The sequence below is a fragment of the Neolewinella litorea genome (assembly GCF_004803465.1).
GTDB classification, from domain to species: domain Bacteria; phylum Bacteroidota; class Bacteroidia; order Chitinophagales; family Saprospiraceae; genus Neolewinella; species Neolewinella litorea.
Genome location: NZ_SRSF01000001.1, coordinates 629,581 through 645,522 on the forward strand (window position 1 = coordinate 629,581; position 15,942 = coordinate 645,522).

The 15,942-nt window shown below is 60.5% G+C and carries 14 protein-coding genes; 7 read left to right on the forward strand and 7 right to left on the reverse strand.

Annotated features, from left to right (window positions below; genetic code table 11):
* Window positions 1-33: 33 nt before the first annotated feature.
* Complete coding sequence (locus E4021_RS02680) at window positions 34-1,230, reverse strand: hypothetical protein (RefSeq protein ID WP_246050203.1); 1,197 nt, start codon at window positions 1,228-1,230, stop codon at window positions 34-36.
* Between the two features lie 68 nt (window positions 1,231-1,298).
* The gene (ctlX, locus tag E4021_RS02685; protein WP_136456362.1) at window positions 1,299-2,222 is read right to left on the reverse strand and encodes a citrulline utilization hydrolase CtlX; all 924 of its coding nucleotides are present in this window, start codon (window positions 2,220-2,222) and stop codon (window positions 1,299-1,301) included.
* 95 nt (window positions 2,223-2,317) lie between these two features.
* Between ctlX and ggt the strand changes: the two genes are divergently transcribed.
* Window positions 2,318-4,003, forward strand: a complete 1,686-nt coding sequence (gene ggt, locus E4021_RS02690; RefSeq protein ID WP_136456363.1) for a gamma-glutamyltransferase — start codon at window positions 2,318-2,320, stop codon at window positions 4,001-4,003.
* Here ggt and E4021_RS02695 read toward each other — a convergent pair.
* Complete coding sequence (locus E4021_RS02695) at window positions 4,000-5,211, reverse strand: pyridoxal phosphate-dependent aminotransferase (RefSeq protein ID WP_136456364.1); 1,212 nt, start codon at window positions 5,209-5,211, stop codon at window positions 4,000-4,002. The two genes, ggt and E4021_RS02695, sit on opposite strands and share 4 nt — an antisense overlap.
* Window positions 5,212-5,390: 179 nt before the next feature.
* Here E4021_RS02695 and E4021_RS02700 point away from each other — a divergent pair, with 179 nt between their 5' ends.
* Window positions 5,391-6,758, forward strand: a complete 1,368-nt coding sequence (locus tag E4021_RS02700; protein WP_168797435.1) for an MFS transporter — start codon at window positions 5,391-5,393, stop codon at window positions 6,756-6,758.
* A 4-nt stretch (window positions 6,759-6,762) separates the two neighbouring features.
* Here E4021_RS02700 and E4021_RS02705 read toward each other — a convergent pair whose 3' ends face one another.
* Genes E4021_RS02705 through mnmH form a run of 3 tightly spaced genes read right to left on the reverse strand, consistent with a single transcriptional unit; the run spans window position 6,763 to window position 9,574 of the window.
* Window positions 6,763-8,058: a TRAP transporter large permease gene (locus E4021_RS02705; protein ID WP_136456365.1), complete on the reverse strand. Its 1,296-nt coding sequence runs from the start codon at window positions 8,056-8,058 to the stop codon at window positions 6,763-6,765.
* The gene (locus E4021_RS02710) at window positions 8,055-8,561 is read right to left on the reverse strand and encodes a TRAP transporter small permease subunit (RefSeq protein WP_246050204.1); all 507 of its coding nucleotides are present in this window, start codon (window positions 8,559-8,561) and stop codon (window positions 8,055-8,057) included. Before E4021_RS02710 ends, E4021_RS02705 begins: the two co-directional genes overlap by 4 nt.
* Window positions 8,558-9,574 carry a tRNA 2-selenouridine(34) synthase MnmH gene (gene mnmH / locus E4021_RS02715; protein WP_136456366.1) on the reverse strand — a complete coding sequence of 339 codons (1,017 nt, stop codon included), beginning with the start codon at window positions 9,572-9,574 and terminating at the stop codon, window positions 8,558-8,560. The genes E4021_RS02710 and mnmH overlap by 4 nt, the downstream gene beginning before the upstream one ends.
* A gap of 357 nt (window positions 9,575-9,931) precedes the next feature.
* Here mnmH and E4021_RS02720 point away from each other — a divergent pair, with 357 nt between their 5' ends.
* The 5 genes from E4021_RS02720 to gldF all read left to right on the forward strand — a co-directional run bounded on the left by E4021_RS02720 (window position 9,932) and on the right by gldF (window position 14,392).
* On the forward strand, window positions 9,932-10,798 hold the full coding sequence (locus E4021_RS02720) for an ATP-grasp domain-containing protein (protein ID WP_168797436.1): 867 nt from the start codon (window positions 9,932-9,934) through the stop codon (window positions 10,796-10,798).
* Window positions 10,795-11,757: a succinylglutamate desuccinylase/aspartoacylase family protein gene (locus E4021_RS02725; RefSeq protein WP_136456368.1), complete on the forward strand. Its 963-nt coding sequence runs from the start codon at window positions 10,795-10,797 to the stop codon at window positions 11,755-11,757. Before E4021_RS02720 ends, E4021_RS02725 begins: the two co-directional genes overlap by 4 nt.
* Window positions 11,758-12,076: 319 nt before the next feature.
* Window positions 12,077-12,991, forward strand: a complete 915-nt coding sequence (gene gldA, locus E4021_RS02730) for a gliding motility-associated ABC transporter ATP-binding subunit GldA (RefSeq protein ID WP_136456369.1) — start codon at window positions 12,077-12,079, stop codon at window positions 12,989-12,991.
* Window positions 12,992-13,008: 17 nt separating this feature from the next.
* A complete protein-coding gene (locus tag E4021_RS02735; RefSeq protein ID WP_136456370.1) occupies window positions 13,009-13,659 on the forward strand; it encodes a hypothetical protein in 651 nt (216 codons plus the stop codon).
* A 1-nt stretch (window position 13,660) separates the two neighbouring features.
* On the forward strand, window positions 13,661-14,392 hold the full coding sequence (gene gldF, locus E4021_RS02740) for a gliding motility-associated ABC transporter permease subunit GldF (RefSeq protein WP_136456371.1): 732 nt from the start codon (window positions 13,661-13,663) through the stop codon (window positions 14,390-14,392).
* Window positions 14,393-14,435: 43 nt separating this feature from the next.
* Here gldF and E4021_RS02745 read toward each other — a convergent pair whose 3' ends face one another.
* Window positions 14,436-15,863, reverse strand: a complete 1,428-nt coding sequence (locus E4021_RS02745; RefSeq protein WP_136456372.1) for a glycoside hydrolase family 30 protein — start codon at window positions 15,861-15,863, stop codon at window positions 14,436-14,438.
* Window positions 15,864-15,942 lie beyond the last annotated feature (79 nt).

Below are 15,942 nucleotides of genomic sequence, written 5' to 3' on the forward strand. Positions count from 1 at the left end.
AATACGGGAAACGACAAAGATTAGTTTTCGGGATTATATCAGTCGGTGACTGTCGGCAAGGCGGTTCTGCAATTGAGGTTTAAGGACCGCCACGGCATCAAGGATCAGGTCGGCATCGGTGGGAAAACGTTGGGGCTGGTTTCCAATACGACGGCGTGAATCCGGACTAAGGGCCCGGGGATCGCCCCGGTAGGTGCTGGCGTAGTTCTCGAAAACGGCTTCCGCCGTCAGATCGTCGGCGTCCACGAGACGGTTCTGCCGCAGATCGTACAGCTCCACGGACCCGGTCACCAGGGCCGACTTTTGCTGCAGTACCTCAAGCACTTCGGCCCGTACGAGGACTTCGCGGGGGCGGGTAATGTCGTTGCCCAGCGAATCCTTGGCCACGTTTCCGTTGCCATCGAGTACGTATTCCTGTCCGTCTACGATCTTGCGTTCGTCGAGGTAACTGCGCTCGCTGATGCGCTCCGGACTGACACGGATGTCGCGAATGACGATCCTTGCCCGGTAATCGTAGGCCTCCTGCGAGCGACGGGAACCCAAGTCATAGATGCGCCAGCGGTCGTCCATTTCCGCCGTCCGCAGCCGCAGCAATTCGTCTTCAAAGCCGGCGGGAAGGAAGGTGTGGCTCTCATTTACTACCTCCACGGTGATGTAGACGCGGCCCAGCGCCTCGGCTTCCCGTGTGAGTCGTTCGGTATCGCGGTAGTTGCGGGCGTAGCGGTCGATGCGGCCCAGAGTATGGTAAGCTTCCCGGGCCGCGGCTTTGTCTCCCCGACGGCCGGCCGAAAGCTCGCTGAGGGCCTGTTCGTACAACTGCGCCGCGGCGCGGTGTTGGCTTTCCACCACGAGGTCTTCGACGTGAACGAACCGGAAAGTGGCCTTTCGGCCATTCTTGTCGAAAAGGGGCAGGAGGGGTCGCAGGGCGTCCTGCCGGCGCTTAAGGTTATCGTAGATGCCGTGAATGCGGACCCAATCCGGATCGGCGGCCTCGCGCAGGAAAGCGGCGCGGTTCACGTCCTCTTCGTTGGCGCGGTTGACAGCCGTCTCCAGGGCGGCCACCAGCTTGGGGTTCTTTTTCTGCTTGCCCGTAAGTCGTCGCTGGGCCAGTTCGATCGTGGCTTCGTAATCACCGGATTCGACCAGCGACTGTACGGAGGTACACGAGGGAGCCGCCAGGACAAGCATTCCCAGCAGCAGTAGCATCAGAGGGGGAAGCGGGCGTTTCATGTCGTTTCGTTTACGACAAAACTAGTCCCGCGCCCCCTGCCATATTTCTATGGATCGGTTAAACTCGCTTAAGGTTTGTTAAGGAATACTTCGGCCAGCATACAGCGGGCGCTACCGCCGCCGTAGTGCTCGATGGTGCTGAGGTCGGCGTGGACGATGCGCATTCCGGTGGGTTCCAGCAGGGCGTCTCGCTGTTCGTCGGACAGCGAATGGAAGGCGGCCGAGGACATGATCCAGACCGGCCCCTGCGGTGTCTGGGCCTCCAGGGCGTTGCCGGCGAACTGGTCCACTTGCTCGAGGGAAAGACCGACGATGCGCTTTCCGGAAAGCACAATGCTTTCGGTGAGTTTCGACTTTTCCGCCGGATCGCGAACGGCGTCGAGGCATACCAGTACGTCGTAGGTACCAATCGCCATCATGACATTGGTGTGGTAGATCACTTCCCCGCGCAGGTCGTATCCGTGGAAGGTGATCGGCTGATAATCCATCAATTCGCACCACTGGTGTACGGCCTCCAGGCTGCAGCGCTGCGAAAGACAGGCGTAGGCAATACGAGCCTTGCGGTCGAGCAGGAGGCAGCCGGTGCTTTCGAGGTAGAGTTCCTGGTCTTCCCAAACCGACAGGTCCAGCTTCCGGTCCACCACGAAATTGTCGCTGAGGTAGTCAATAATATCGTCGCGTCGCTCCATCCGGCGTTGCGGCCAGAAGGTCGGATAGGTAATCAGTGTCCCGTCTTCGTGGGTAGAAAACCAGTTATTTGGGAAGACGGCATCCGGTTTGACCGGGGCCGGGGTATCCTCGATCACGTGGACGGTGACCCCGGCGCGCCGCAGCAGGTCGGTAAAGTGGTCAAACTCCTCCACGGCCCGCCGGCCAATGGCCGTAAAGCTTTCATTAGAGACTACCTGTTGGAATGAGTTGTCGGCGACCGTTTCGCTGGCGCGGGCAAAATTGGCCGGGCGGACGAGCAGCAGGTGGTTGGTGGTTTGCATGATTTACTGGTTGGGCCCCGTGAAGGTGCAACGAATTCCGTCAATCTGGAAATAGGCCGGGCGGGCATTATGTACATTGCGCTAAAACGCCCTGCATGAAGTATTTGCCCCTGCTCGCCTTACTCATTCTTGGTTGCCGGGAGTCGCCCCGCGTCGATTACACCGCCGAAAAATCAGCGACCTATTCCACCGTCGCCATCGCCGGTCCGCATCCCCTGGCTACCCAAACCGCGGAAGCGGTACTCCGGCGCGGCGGCAACGCCATCGACGCCGCGGTTGCGATGCAACTCGCCATGGCAGTGGTTTACCCCCGCGCGGGCAACATCGGCGGCGGCGGCTTCCTGGTGTACCGCCCGGCGGATGGCCCCGCTATTGCCCTTGACTACCGCGAAGTAGCTCCCGCAGCCGCCCACCGTGATATGTACCTCGACAGTGCCGGTAACGTCACCGAGGGGCTCAGTACGCTCGGCCACCTGGCGGTTGGCGTACCGGGGACGGTAGCCGGCATCGCGGCCATGCACGAGCGTTTCGGCAGCCTGCCGTGGGCGGAACTGGTTCAGCCTGCGATCGACCTGGCCGACGGGGGCTACCGCCTCAGCGAAGCGGAGATCGAGCGCCTGAAGCGCTACCACGATGATTTTGCCGCCCTGAACGAAGAAACACCCTTCAACGACAGCTCCCGCGTGGCGGGGACGCTGGTGCAACAACCGGACCTGGCCGCCACGCTGATCCGGATCCGCGACGAGGGTGCGGCCGGCTTTTACGAGGGAGCCACCGCCGACCTGATCGTGGCGGAGATGGAATCCGGCGGCGGACTCATCACCCGGGAAGACCTGCGGCAGTACGCGCCGAAATGGAAGGCCCCGATCACCAAGGAGTACAAGGAATTCCGTTTGATCTCCATGCCTCCCAGCAGCAGCGGCGGGGTGGCCCTGAGCCAGATGGCGGAAATGATTGAGCCATTCCCCCTTTCGGAGTACGGTTTTCAGAGCGTTCGCTCGGTGCAGGTGATTGCCGAGGCCATGCGCCGGGCGTACGCCGACCGGGCCGAATATCTGGGGGATGCCGACTTCTACCCCGTGCCGGTGGATTCCCTGCTGCGGGATGAATACCTGCTGAACCGGATGGCCGATTTCTCCTTCGATACCGCCGGGACCAGTGCCGCAATCGCCGCCGGGAACCTGCCGATGAAGGAAACCTTCGAGACTACCCACATCAGCATCGTGGACAGCCTCGGCAACGCGGTATCCATCACCACTACCCTCAACGGCAACTTCGGCAGTAAGGTGATGGTCGACGGCGGCGGTTTCTTCCTCAACAACGAAATGGACGATTTCAGCGCCAAGCCCGGCGTCCCCAACATGTTCGGGCTGGTCGGCAAGGAGGCCAACGCCATTCAACCCGGCAAACGGATGCTGTCGAGCATGACGCCCACTATCGTCGAGCGGAACGGAGAACTTTTCCTTGTTCTGGGCGCACCCGGTGGTTCCACCATCATCACCGCGGTATTGCAGACCTTTCTTAACGTCACCGAGTATGGCATGGACCTACCCGCCGCCGTAGCGGCACCACGGTTTCACCACCAATGGCTGCCCGACGAAATTCTCTATGAATCGGACGCACTGAGCGGTGGCGTGCTCGACAGTCTGAAGACCCTCGGCTATCGCTTCCGGGAAGTGAACAGCATGGCTGTCATCAAAGCCATCCGGGTGCTGCACGACGGTCGGCTGCAAGCCGCGGCCGACCCCCGCAATCCGGACGACGACGTGGCCGGCTACTAACGCAGCTGACCTAGCGCCTGGGCGATGCGGTCGACTGCCGTCCGCAGTTGTTCCTCACTGGCCGCGTAGCTGATCCGCAGGCAGTCGGGGGCGCCGAAGGCGCCGCCGGTGACGGTGGCCACGTGGGCCTTGACGAGCAGGTACTCGGCCAGGTCATCGGCATCGCGGATAGTGGTTTCTCCATCGGACTTACCGAAGAATGCACTCACGTCGGGGAAGAGGTAGAACGCGCCCTGGGGGCGGTTCACCTTCATTCCCTCGATCTTCTCGAGGCCTTCGATGATCAGTTCGCGGCGGCGGGCAAAGGCCTCCTTCATGGCGATGGTCGGACCCAGGTCGCTGTTCAGCGCGTGCGCACCCGCGTGTTGGGCAATGCTGTTGGCACCGCTGGTGCTCTGGCCCTGCAGTTTGTTACAGGCATCCGCCACCTCTTGGGGGGCTCCGAGGTAGCCGAGGCGCCAGCCGGTCATGGCAAAACCCTTGCTGAAGCCGTTCACGGTGATGGTGCGGTCGCTTACCTCGGGAAAGGTACCGATACTGGCGTGCTCGCCGGTGAAGTTGATGTGCTCGTAGATTTCGTCCGACACTACGAATACATTCGGGAAGTCGGCCAGCATCCGGCTGATGGCGGCCAGTTCGGTGGAGGTATAGACCGACCCTGTGGGATTGCAGGGCGAGGAAAAGAGAATGAACTTGGTGCGGTCAGTGATGGCCGCGGCGATGGCTTCGGGAGTGACCTTATAATCGTCGTCGATGCCGGCACCGACGATCACGGGCTTGCCGCCGGCTACCTCTACCATAGCCGAGTAGCTCACCCAGAAGGGTGCCAGGATCACTACCTCATCCCCTTCGTTGAGCAGCGCGAAGCATACGTTGGCGATGCTCTGCTTGGCACCGGTGCTCACCACGATCTGGGAGGGTGAGTAGGCGAGGCCGTTTTCCCGCTTGAACTTGTCGGAGATGGCCTTGCGCAGTTCGGCGGTGCCGGGTACGGGGGTGTACTTCGTCTGCCCTTCGTCGAGGGCGCGCTTGGCCGCTTCCTTGATGTGGTCCGGGGTATCGAAATCCGGTTCGCCGAGGCTCAGGCTGATGACGTCGTGACCCTGGGCCATCACTTCGCGGCCCAGCTGGGCCATGCGCAGGGTGGCGGATTCTTCCATGGTGCGTACGCGGTCGGAGAGCAGGGAGGTAGCGGTAGTTGAAGCCATGCTGGTAATCTGTTTTTTGGGAAGGCGAAGATAAGGGCAGCCGGCCGGGGCCGGTGTCAAAAATACGGAACCGCCCGACCAAAATTGCCGCATAGTGGAACCCCCAACTGTATCTTGGCATCTTTTACGCGGGTCGGTGCAACGCTCCTACCCCTGATTCTCTTCCATACCCCTCGATCATGTCTACCCTGTCCATCAGCTCCTTCAAGCCCCGGTTGAGCTTCTGGGAGATCTGGAACATGAGCTTCGGATTCCTCGGGATCCAGTTCGGTTTCGCCCTTCAGAACGCCAACGTCAGCCGCATCTTCGAAACCCTGGGAGCCTCCCCGGATGAGCTACCGATACTGTGGCTGGCCGCACCGGTCACCGGACTGCTGGTGCAGCCCATCATCGGGTATTACAGCGACCGCACCTGGAGCGAACGCTGGGGCCGCCGCCGCCCGTTCTTCGCGGTAGGCGCCATCCTGGCTACCGTGGCCCTGTTCCTCATGCCCAACTCCACGGCCCTCTGGATGGCCGTGCTGATGCTGTGGGTCCTGGACGCGTCGATCAATATCAGCATGGAACCCTTCCGTGCCTTTGTGGGGGATATGCTGCCCAACGAGCAACGCACCCGCGGCTTTGCCATGCAGAGCTTTTTCATCGGCACCGGAGCGGTCATCGCCTCCGCCCTGCCCTACGTATTTACCAACTGGTTCGGACTTACCAACACCGCCCCCGAGGGTGCCATTCCCGACTCCGTGCGCTGGTCGTTCTACCTGGGCGGTATCGCCTATTTCTCGGCGGTAATGTGGACCGTCTTCAACACCAAGGAATACCCGCCGGACGATCTGGAAGAACTGCGGAGGGAAAACGCCGCGAAAGGGATTTACGACGGCATCAAGGAATCCTTCCTCGGTATTTTCCGCATGCCGAAGACCATGGTGCAGCTTTCGGCCGTGCAGTTCTTCTCGTGGTTCGCCCTGTTTGCCATGTGGATCTACATGACCTCCGCCGTCACCAGCCATATCTACGGCACCACGGACACCAATTCCGAAGCCTACAATGAAGGTGCCGACTGGGTCGGCATCTGCTTCGCCATCTACAACGGTGTGGCGGCCCTGGCTGCTTTTATACTGCCGGTAATCGCCCGGATGCTCAACCGTCGGCTTACCCACCTGCTCGCCCTGTTCTGCGGGGCGCTCGGACTGGGCAGTGTGTACTTCATGCAGGATCCAAATATGCTGCTGCTCTCCATGGTGGGGGTCGGGATCGCCTGGGCCAGCATCTTATCGATGCCCTACGCCATCATCAGCAGCATCCTGCCGGCTAATAAGATGGGTTACTACATGGGGGTGTTCAACTTCTTCATCGTCATTCCACAGATCGTGGCCGCCGGCCTGCTGGGTTTCATTCTGAGCACGTTCTTCGGTAATGTGGCCATTTATGCGCTGCTCATCGGCGCGGCTTCCTTTGCCCTTTCCGGACTCCTTTGCCTGATCGTGGAAGACAACGACGTTGAGGTCGACTTCGCCCTGCCGAAAAGCCCCATCGAACCCATTACGTAGGGAACTACCGGACCCCAAGCCATTCGGGGAAAAAGACGACCACCGTAAGCAGAATCACCTGAATAATCAGGAAGGGTACGATTCCGCGGTACAGGTGTCCCGTGGTGACCTCCGGTGGGGCCACACCCTTGAGGTAAAAGAGGGCAAAACCGAAGGGCGGCGAGAGGAAGCTCGTCTGCAGGTTGATGCCCAGCAGAATCCCCAACCAGATCAAATCGGTACCGTAAGCCACGAATACCGGCGTCACCACCGGCACGATGATGAACACAATCTCAATAAAGTCGATGAAGAATCCGGCCACGAAAACGACCACCATCACCAGTGCCAGAAACTGATACTCCGGTAGGTCGCTCCGCTCGATCAGCTGCACCAGGAAGCGATCACCCCCTAATTCCCGGAACACCAGCGAAAAGGTGGTCGCCCCAAGCAGAATCATGAAGACCATACTGGTCAGGTGGGTAGTATCGCGACACACCGTGCGCGTTACGTCCCAATCCAGTCGACCCTGCGTCCAGGTGAGCAGCACGGCACCCGCGGCCCCGACCCCCGCTGCTTCCGTCGGACTGGCCAGCCCGATCAAAATACTCCCCAGCACCGCCACGATCAATAGAAGTGGAAGGAACAGGCTCTGAAGGACCTTCACCAGGAGGGTCCGGTCCCACGCGGGCCCCTCTACCGCTACCGGGAACAGTCGCGGACGCAGTGCGCCCAACCCTAAAATGTACACGATGTAAGCGGCAACCAACAGCAAACTGGGATACAGCGCGGCGCGAAACAGTCCGCCAACACTCACCTGCAATACGCTGCCCAGGAGCACGAGTACAACGGAAGGGGGAATGATTTGACCCAGCGTTCCCGAAGCCGCAATCACACCGGTAGCCACCGTAGGCGGATACCCCTTGCGCAACATCGGCGGCAGGCTGATCAGACCCATGGTGATTACGGTGGCCCCCACGATGCCCGTCGATGCGGCCAGCAAGGCCCCCACGATCACGACGGAGACGGCCATTCCACCGCGCACCCGTCCGAAAAGACTCGCCATGCTGTTGAGCATTCGTTCGGCCAGACCGCTTTTCTCCAGCATGATGCCCATGAAAACAAATAGGGGTACGGCCAGCAAAACGGAGTTGTCCATAACTCCCATGATCCGATTAGGGAGAAGACTCAATACCGCAAAATCAAGGAAGCAGAGCGCATAGATCAGGCTGAGCCCTCCCAGGGTGAAAGCCACGGGGTAGCCATACAGCACCAGCAGGAAAATGCTGACGAAGAGGATGAGGGCGAGGACGGCCAGACTCATGCTTCCTCGCTTTGTGGAGCACCCGTGGCCGCCCGGTAACACTCGGCAATCCCCTGCAGGATGAGCAGGCCGGCCGCGAACGGCACTACGGCCTTGATCGGAAAGTAATAGGGGATGCCGTTGGGATTAGGACTGCCCTCGCTCGACACCCACGACTCATAGGCGTACAGCGTACTGAAGTACAACAGCACCACCGCCCACGGCAGCAGGAAAAGGATGCCCCCTATCAGATTGACCAGGCGCTTGTCCGCCGGCTGGAAGTTCTCGTAAAACAGATCAACCCGCACGTGGCGATCCTGCTGCAGGGCGTACGGGATGCCCAGCAGGAAAATCAACGAAAAGAGGTGCCACTCCAGCTCAATAACCCAGGCGGCGGTGAGCGAGAAGAACCAACGCAGCAATACATCGACCACCACCAGTACGATCAGCAAGAGGTTCAGCAGGCCCGCCGCCCGCCCGATGGCCGCTATCACGCGATCAATAAGGTGGACGAGTTGCTTCATTGGTGGGACAGAATTTGGCGGGCCGTCGCGCGGGGATCGGGATCGCTAAGCGTGATGCGCGTATGCTTGCCCACGGGTTTGCGGGCGGCGTAGTGGGCGTATGCCTTGTCGTAGTACACCAGCGCGATACGGGCGGCGGTTTCAAAATCACCACCTTCCAGGGCCGCCAGAGCGTCCTGTAGGCGTTGGCCACCCAGTTTTTTGCGCAGGCGCGTAAAGGCCGCGGCCAGGGCGTCGGGGGGATAGCCGGCGTAGTCCCGCACGAGGTTATTGACGCGCCATTCTTCGGGTTGGACGAGTTCGGTCACCGGTGCACTTACCAGTCGGTCGTAGAAAACGTCAGGCTGGCACACGGTACCGATCATACGGCTTTCGTCTTCCACCCATACCGTTTCCCCGACGGGGATACCGCGCAAGGCTTCAAACAACAAATTCTCAAAGGCTTCGGTGGTCGGCTGAGCAGCCTCGCCCAACGCTCCGAAGGAGGACCCCTTGTGGTTGGCCAGTCCTTCGAGATCAACGATGCGGGCACCTTCCGCGGCCAGGGCGTGGAGTACGTGGGTCTTGCCGGATCCGGTAGGACCGCTCAGTACCCGCAGGGGGTGGTGGGCCTCCCCCAACCACCGGCGCACGTAGGCCCGGTAAGCCTTGTAGCCGCCTTCCAATTGTCGTACATCCATTCCGGCGCGTTCCAGCAGCCAGGCCACGCTGGCGCTTCTTTGGCCGCCGCGCCAGCACTGAACCGCTACCCTACCCTCCGGCGCTGCGACGCGGGCCCGTTCGACGAGTTGACGCATCTTGCCTCCGGCTATCTCCAGTCCGCGCAGCAGGGCGGCATCCGGATTCTCCTGTTTGTACAAGGTGCCCACCTCGGCCCGCTCGGCGTCGGAGAACAGCGGCAGGGAAACCGCTCCGGGTGCGTGTCCTTCGGCGTACTCTCCCGGACTGCGCACGTCCAGCAGGACACGGTCCGGTTCACCGGCAAAGTACGTTTCCGCGGTCAGGGTCTGCATGCTCAGTTCTTTCGTCCGGTGCCGCCCTTCACCCTGGATGCGGGGCGGCGCGCGCGGGTGCAAGGTAAGTAGCCTTTGCCGGCTTATCTGGTTCCGGACCGGTCAACTGTTGCCAGTGAATTTTATTTCGAAAACGGGTTGGGGATCAGAAGGGACGGTCAGGCATTACCGTTATAAGTGGAGAGGAGCGGCCTGCGCAGTCCACAACCACCGGTCGGAGCCGTATGGGAAGACAGGGTACCCGCGCTTGCCGCCCAGGGAATGAGCTAACGACGGCCACGGGAATGGCAACCCGGTCCTACCCGATCAAAGCCCTCATAGGAAGAATCAAAGGCATCTTACCTTTGGCGGATGCGGATGACCGTTTTTTCCCGGGGCCCCAGCCTGTACAGTACCCGCCGCCTGGTGGAAGCCGCCGAGGCGCGCGGCCACGACGTGGAGGTGGTGGACCATGCCCTGTGCAGTCCGTACCTGGCGGGCAAGAAGACGAGCATCCTCCACAACGGAAGTGCCCTTCGCCTGCCGGAGGTGGCTATCCCGCGCATCGGCGCAAACATCACGGCCCGGGGCGTCTCGCTCATCCGGCAACTGGATGCGCTGAAGGTGCCCCATACGCTTTCGGCCGACGGACTGCTGCTGGCCCGCGACAAGATGAGCTGCCTGCAGCAGTTGGTGGGGGCGGGCATTGACGTGCCGCGTACCGTATTGTGCTTCTCGACCTGGGAAGCGCGGCGGATCGCTTCCAAGCTCGGCCCCTTCCCGATTGTAGTTAAACTGCTGGAGAGCACGCACGGCGTGGGCGTCGCCCTGGCCCACCACCTGCACCAGCTGGACCGTCTGGTCGAAGGTTTTTTACAGTTGCAGGACCGGGTAGTGCTGCAGGAATACATTCGCGAGAGTAAGGGTGCCGACCAGCGCGCCTTCGTGGTGGGCGATACGATCGTCGCCGCCATGGAACGCCGGGCCGCCCCCGGTGAATTCCGTGCAAACATCCACCGGGGCGCCACCGCCGAACGAATCGACCTGAGTGAGGAAGACCAGGCCCTGGTGCTACGTACCGCGCGAACGATCGGCGTGGAGATTGCGGGCGTGGATCTGATCCGCAGCAGCCGCGGTCCGCTGGTCATGGAGGTAAACGCTAGTCCCGGTCTGGAAGGCATCGAAGGTGCCACTGAAGTGGACATCGCCGGGGCGATAATCCGGTATGCAGAACAAAAAGTATGAGCAGTATTTCTCCCCTATCCCTGGCCAACGGTGAATTTTATCCCGGACAATCCGGTACCGTTGAACTGGTGGCGGGACAGTTGCCCAGCGGCAACCCCGTTTCGATACGGGCCCATGTATTCCGCAGTTTCCGGCCTGGCCCAACAATTCTGTTCCTTGCCGGCGTGCACGGCGACGAGATCAACGGCGTCGAGATCTTGCGGCGCAGCCTGCGGGTCAAGCTCTTCGAAAAACTGATTGCGGGCACGGTGGTGGTGGTGCCCCTACTGAACGTGTATGGTTTCAACAACTTCAGCCGGGACGTGCCGGACGGCAAGGACGTCAACCGCAGTTTCCCGGGCACCAGTTCGGGGTCACTGGCGAGCCGGATTGCGGCCGGACTGAGCAAGAACCTGTTGGCCCACTGCGACCTCGCCGTCGACTTCCATACCGGAGGCCGCGGCCTGTTCAACTACCCCCAGATCCGGTATTCGCCCGACGATCCGGAAGCGTCCAAAGCGGCGCGGCAGTTTAATCCACCCGTCATGCTATCCGCCAAGCCACCCTCAAAATCGCTGCGGCGTTCGGCCTTCAAATCACTCGGCCTGAGCGTATTGACCTTCGAGGGCGGAGAAAACCTTCGCTACGACGGCCCCAGCATTCAGGAAGGCATTTCCGGCATCAAAAGACTCCTGTACGCCCGCGACATGCTGAATCGTCCCGCCACCGGACTGACGGAGCGCGAGCCGGTCGAACTCTTTGCCAGCAGCTGGGTCCGCGCCGGTCGCGCCGGGCTTTTCCAGTGGAGTAAGCGAAGCGGCTACCCCGTCCGCAAGGGAGAACCCATCGGCGTCATCCACGATCCGCACGGTATCCGCCCCAATAAACGTATCCTCTCCCCGCGTTCGGGCTTCATTATCGGACATACAAATTCCGCGGTCGTAAGTCAGGGGGACGCTTTGTTTCACATTGGGTTTTAGCTGTTGGATTGTTGAGACGGTCCGTTCCCTGGATTACCGCCTGTTAGTTTTACAGGGTATTTCTTTACGTTGTTTCAGTTGTAAATGGTCTGCCTGGGGAGATTCAAGGATAAGACGGTAATTTGTCCCATCCGAAATACCGGCTTTGGACGTTGGTGATGCGCTTGTTCCTTAGCCAACGTATAAGCATTTCTTGGGCGGGCCCACCATCGACCCGTCATGAGGGGGTCAACCAAATTGCAAACCTCCACAAATACGCAAAACAACGCAGGAGACGCGAAGACTCAACAACGCTAAGACCCAATAACCCACCCCCACCATGTCAGTAACCGTAACCAACCTAACCAAGCTATACGGGGAGCAACGTGCTGTAGACGACATCTCCTTCACGGCGCGCAGCGGCGAAGTACTGGGGTTCCTGGGTCCGAACGGAGCGGGTAAGACAACCACCATGAAGATCCTCACCTGCTATCTGAGTCAGAGCAGTGGGACGGCAGAGGTATGCGGTCATAGCGTGGAAACGGATAGTCTGGCGGTCAGAAAGCTCGTCGGATACTTACCCGAACACAATCCGCTCTATCCGGATATGTACGTCCGCGAATACCTGCAGTTCGCGGCCTCGACCCACGGGATCCGGCAGCCGCGGACGCGCATGGCGGAACTCATCGATCTGACCGGACTGGGCCGGGAGGCCAACAAGCCGATCGGTGCGCTATCCAAGGGATACCGGCAGCGCGTTGGGCTTGCCCAGGCTTTGTTGCACGACCCGGAGGTACTCATACTGGACGAACCCACCAGCGGCCTCGACCCAAACCAGCTGGCGGAGATTAGAAGCCTCATCCAGCAACTTGGCAAGGAGAAGACCGTCATCTTCAGCACCCATATCATGCAGGAAGTCCAGGCGATCTGCGACCGGGTTATCATCATCGACCGCGGTAAAGTGGTGGCCGACGACCCCATCGAGCGCCTACAGCGCAGACTGAGTGGCAGCAGCTCCCTGCTGGTGCAATTCGATCGCGAAGTAGACAGCAATAAATTACTGCGGATCAGCGGCGTGGATAAAGTCACCTCCGGCAAAGCGAAGAACACGTATCGTCTGCTCCTAAAGCCCGGTACCGATCCCCGCGCCGAAGTTTTTCGTTTCGCGGTGGCGAACGACCTGGTCCTGCTCGGTCTCAGCATGGAGTCGCTCAGCGTGGAGGAGGTCTTCCGCGCGCTGACCGCCGCCGGATAAACTACCTTTACCCGGTGATGAGATGGATACTCCTTGTGTTTCCCTGTTTCCTGGTCGCCCAATCCCAGGTGCCCCTCGACGCCGCGTACCGCTTTACCGACGGTGTGTACCTCACACACGCGGCCCTGCTGGCCAACCGGCCGGAGGTGGATTGGTCCGATATTCGGGGGGAAATGGTGCAGCTGGCACAAGACAACCGCCTGCAAATCGAAGACTTCGGGTATAAATCCGGAGACCGGACCGACACCCCCTACGCGGTAGCCCTCGATGGTACACTGTACTTTTTCGTGCAGGCGGACCCGCGGCGAGGGTTTCATGAGTTCAGTGGCTTGCAGGTAGTGGGACGGTACAGTACCATGACCTACGATACCACCGTACAGATGCGTCGCTTGATGAAGGCCTACAACCCCGCTACCGGTAGGGCCTTCCGCGAGGCGTGGGTGGAGCGCGACCAGCGGAAATCGGTCACGCGTATCATCGACATGACCACGGGGGAACGCCAGGCCCTGGACCAGTCTACCGTGGCGCGCCTCGTTGTCGGCGAGTCTGACTTGGCGGGGGCCCTCGATCGGGTATCGCCCGACGCCACCGCCAAGTTGCTGCGCGCCCTGGAAATTTACAATGACCGACGGCCGTTGTTACTCCCCCCTCGCCAAGCCAACCGATAAGATGACCGCCATTTTCCGCAAGGAGATCAATGCCTTTTTTTCCAGCCTGATCGGCTACGTGGTAATCGCCGTGTTTCTGATTGTGATGGGGCTGTTCCTTTTTGTTTTCCCCGATACGAGCTTGCTCAATTACGGCTACGCCACACTCGGGCCCTTCTTTACTCTTGCGCCCAATATCCTCCTCTTCCTCATCCCGGCTGTCTGTATGCGGGCCTTCGCCGAGGAGCGGCAGACCGGCGCCATTGAACTGCTGGTGACCCGTCCCCTGCGCGACATCGAGATCGTGATGGGCAAGTTTCTCGCCTGTCTCACTCTGGTAGTGATCGCACTGCTGCCGACGGCCCTGTACTATTACACGATCTATCAGCTGGGGGCCCCCGTTGGAAACATCGACGCCGGGGGAACGCTGGGCAGCTATCTCGGACTACTCTTTCTGAGTATGGCCTTCGTGGCTATTGGACTCCTCGCCAGCTCCCTTACCCGCAACCAGATCGTCGCTTTTTTGCTGGCCCTGGCTATCACTTTCTGGTGCTATTTTGGCTTCGATTACCTGGCTTCTCTGCCCATATTTTACGGTAACGGCGACGTCTTCATCGCCAGTCTGGGCATGCAGGAGCACTTTCGCAGCCTGGGTCGCGGGCTCATCGACAGTCGCGACGTTGTTTATTTCCTCAGCCTTACGGCATTTTTCATCCTCCTCACCGTCCTGAGCCTGGAGCGCCGAAAATGGTAGGGGCGGCGGCGCGCGGGTGCCGAGTGGTGACTAAATCGCGGGCTTAACCGGCATTGCCCGGCAAAACCACGGTGGCCGCCGACCCAGCCGGCAGGCGGCTTCCGTGCGTCCTGGTTCCCAACCGGAAGTGCATATCGCGATCCGCGGCCGTATCGTTCAGTACGATGACCACTACAGCCCCGTCGGGTCGCTCATAGGCCACATTGGGCAATCCTGCCGGCACGTTGGAGCCGATCCTAACCGATCCTGGCGGTACGAACCGGCTGGCGTGCGCGATGATATAATAGGCCGTATTCCGCTGGATACGGTCGCCGTCGATCGTAAGCGCCCCCAGGCAACGGGTGCAGCCCCCTTCGGTATGCGGGTCCTGGTTCTCGTCGGCGGCCAGGTTCCACTCCAGGACCGTCTCACTCCAGTGCCGCGGTGCCTTTACGATTAGTTCCCTGACGTGCCATTTCAGGTCTTCGGCAAAGTTACCCGGTGCGCCGATCCACTGCTCGGTGAAGTAAAGGTGCTTGTCCGGAAAGGCGTCGTGAACCTGCGCGATGTCCTCGATCACACCCCCATAGAGGTGGAAGGCTGCCCCGTCCACGTAGGGTCGGGCCCGCTCGTCGTTCAGTACGGTTATCGGATAATCCGGGCGGTCGGCATTGTGGTCGTAAACAACAATGCGGGTATCCAAACCGGCCGCGGCGAAGGCCGGGCCAAGGTGTTCCCCCACGAAGGTGGCCTGGTCTTCGGCCAGCATCAGCAAACTCGGGTTGTTGCCGGGATGCAGGGGTTCGTTCTGGACGGTAACGGCGTCGATCGGAATGCCTTCGGCAGCCATACCCTCGATGTACCGCACGAAATACTGCGCGTACACCGGGTAATATTCCGGGAGCAGACTACCCCCCTTCGAACTCCCGTTGTCCTTCATCCACACGGGGGGCGACCAGGGGGAGGCCATCAGTTTGATTTCGGGGTTGATCCCCAGTATTTCCTTCAGAACCGGGATTAGGTGGTCCCGATCGGGGTCCAGAGAAAACCGCTCCAGCTTGGGGTCTTGCTGACCCGCGGGAAGGTCATTGTAGGAAAACACTTCCGCGTCAAGGTCCGAAGCCCCGAGGCTCAGCCGCAGGTAACTGATTCCGATGGATTCGCCCTCTTGGCCGAACAGTTCGTTCAGCAGATCACCCCGCTGGTCGTCGGGCAGTACGTGGATCAACTCGGCGCTTCCCCCCGTCAGCGTAAACCCGAAACCTTGCATGGTCTGGTACCTTTCGGTGGGTTTGATGGTGATCAGTACGGAATCAATCGGATCGCCTGCTGATTCAGGTAGTTCCTGCCGCGCCAGCCGTTGGGTGCTATCGGCCGTAGTCAGGTACATAGTTGCGGTCACTTGCTCACCCGGTGACTCCATCGGGAGGGCCGACCGGGGCCCGCAAGAGAAAATCAGGGCGGCAAGGATTACCAGGAGCGAATTCTTCATGCGCCCAAGGTAGCGGTTAGGGAAATGTCGCGCCGGCCCGGCATTTGCTATTTTTACCACCCCCGGTGTCCGCGCAGTG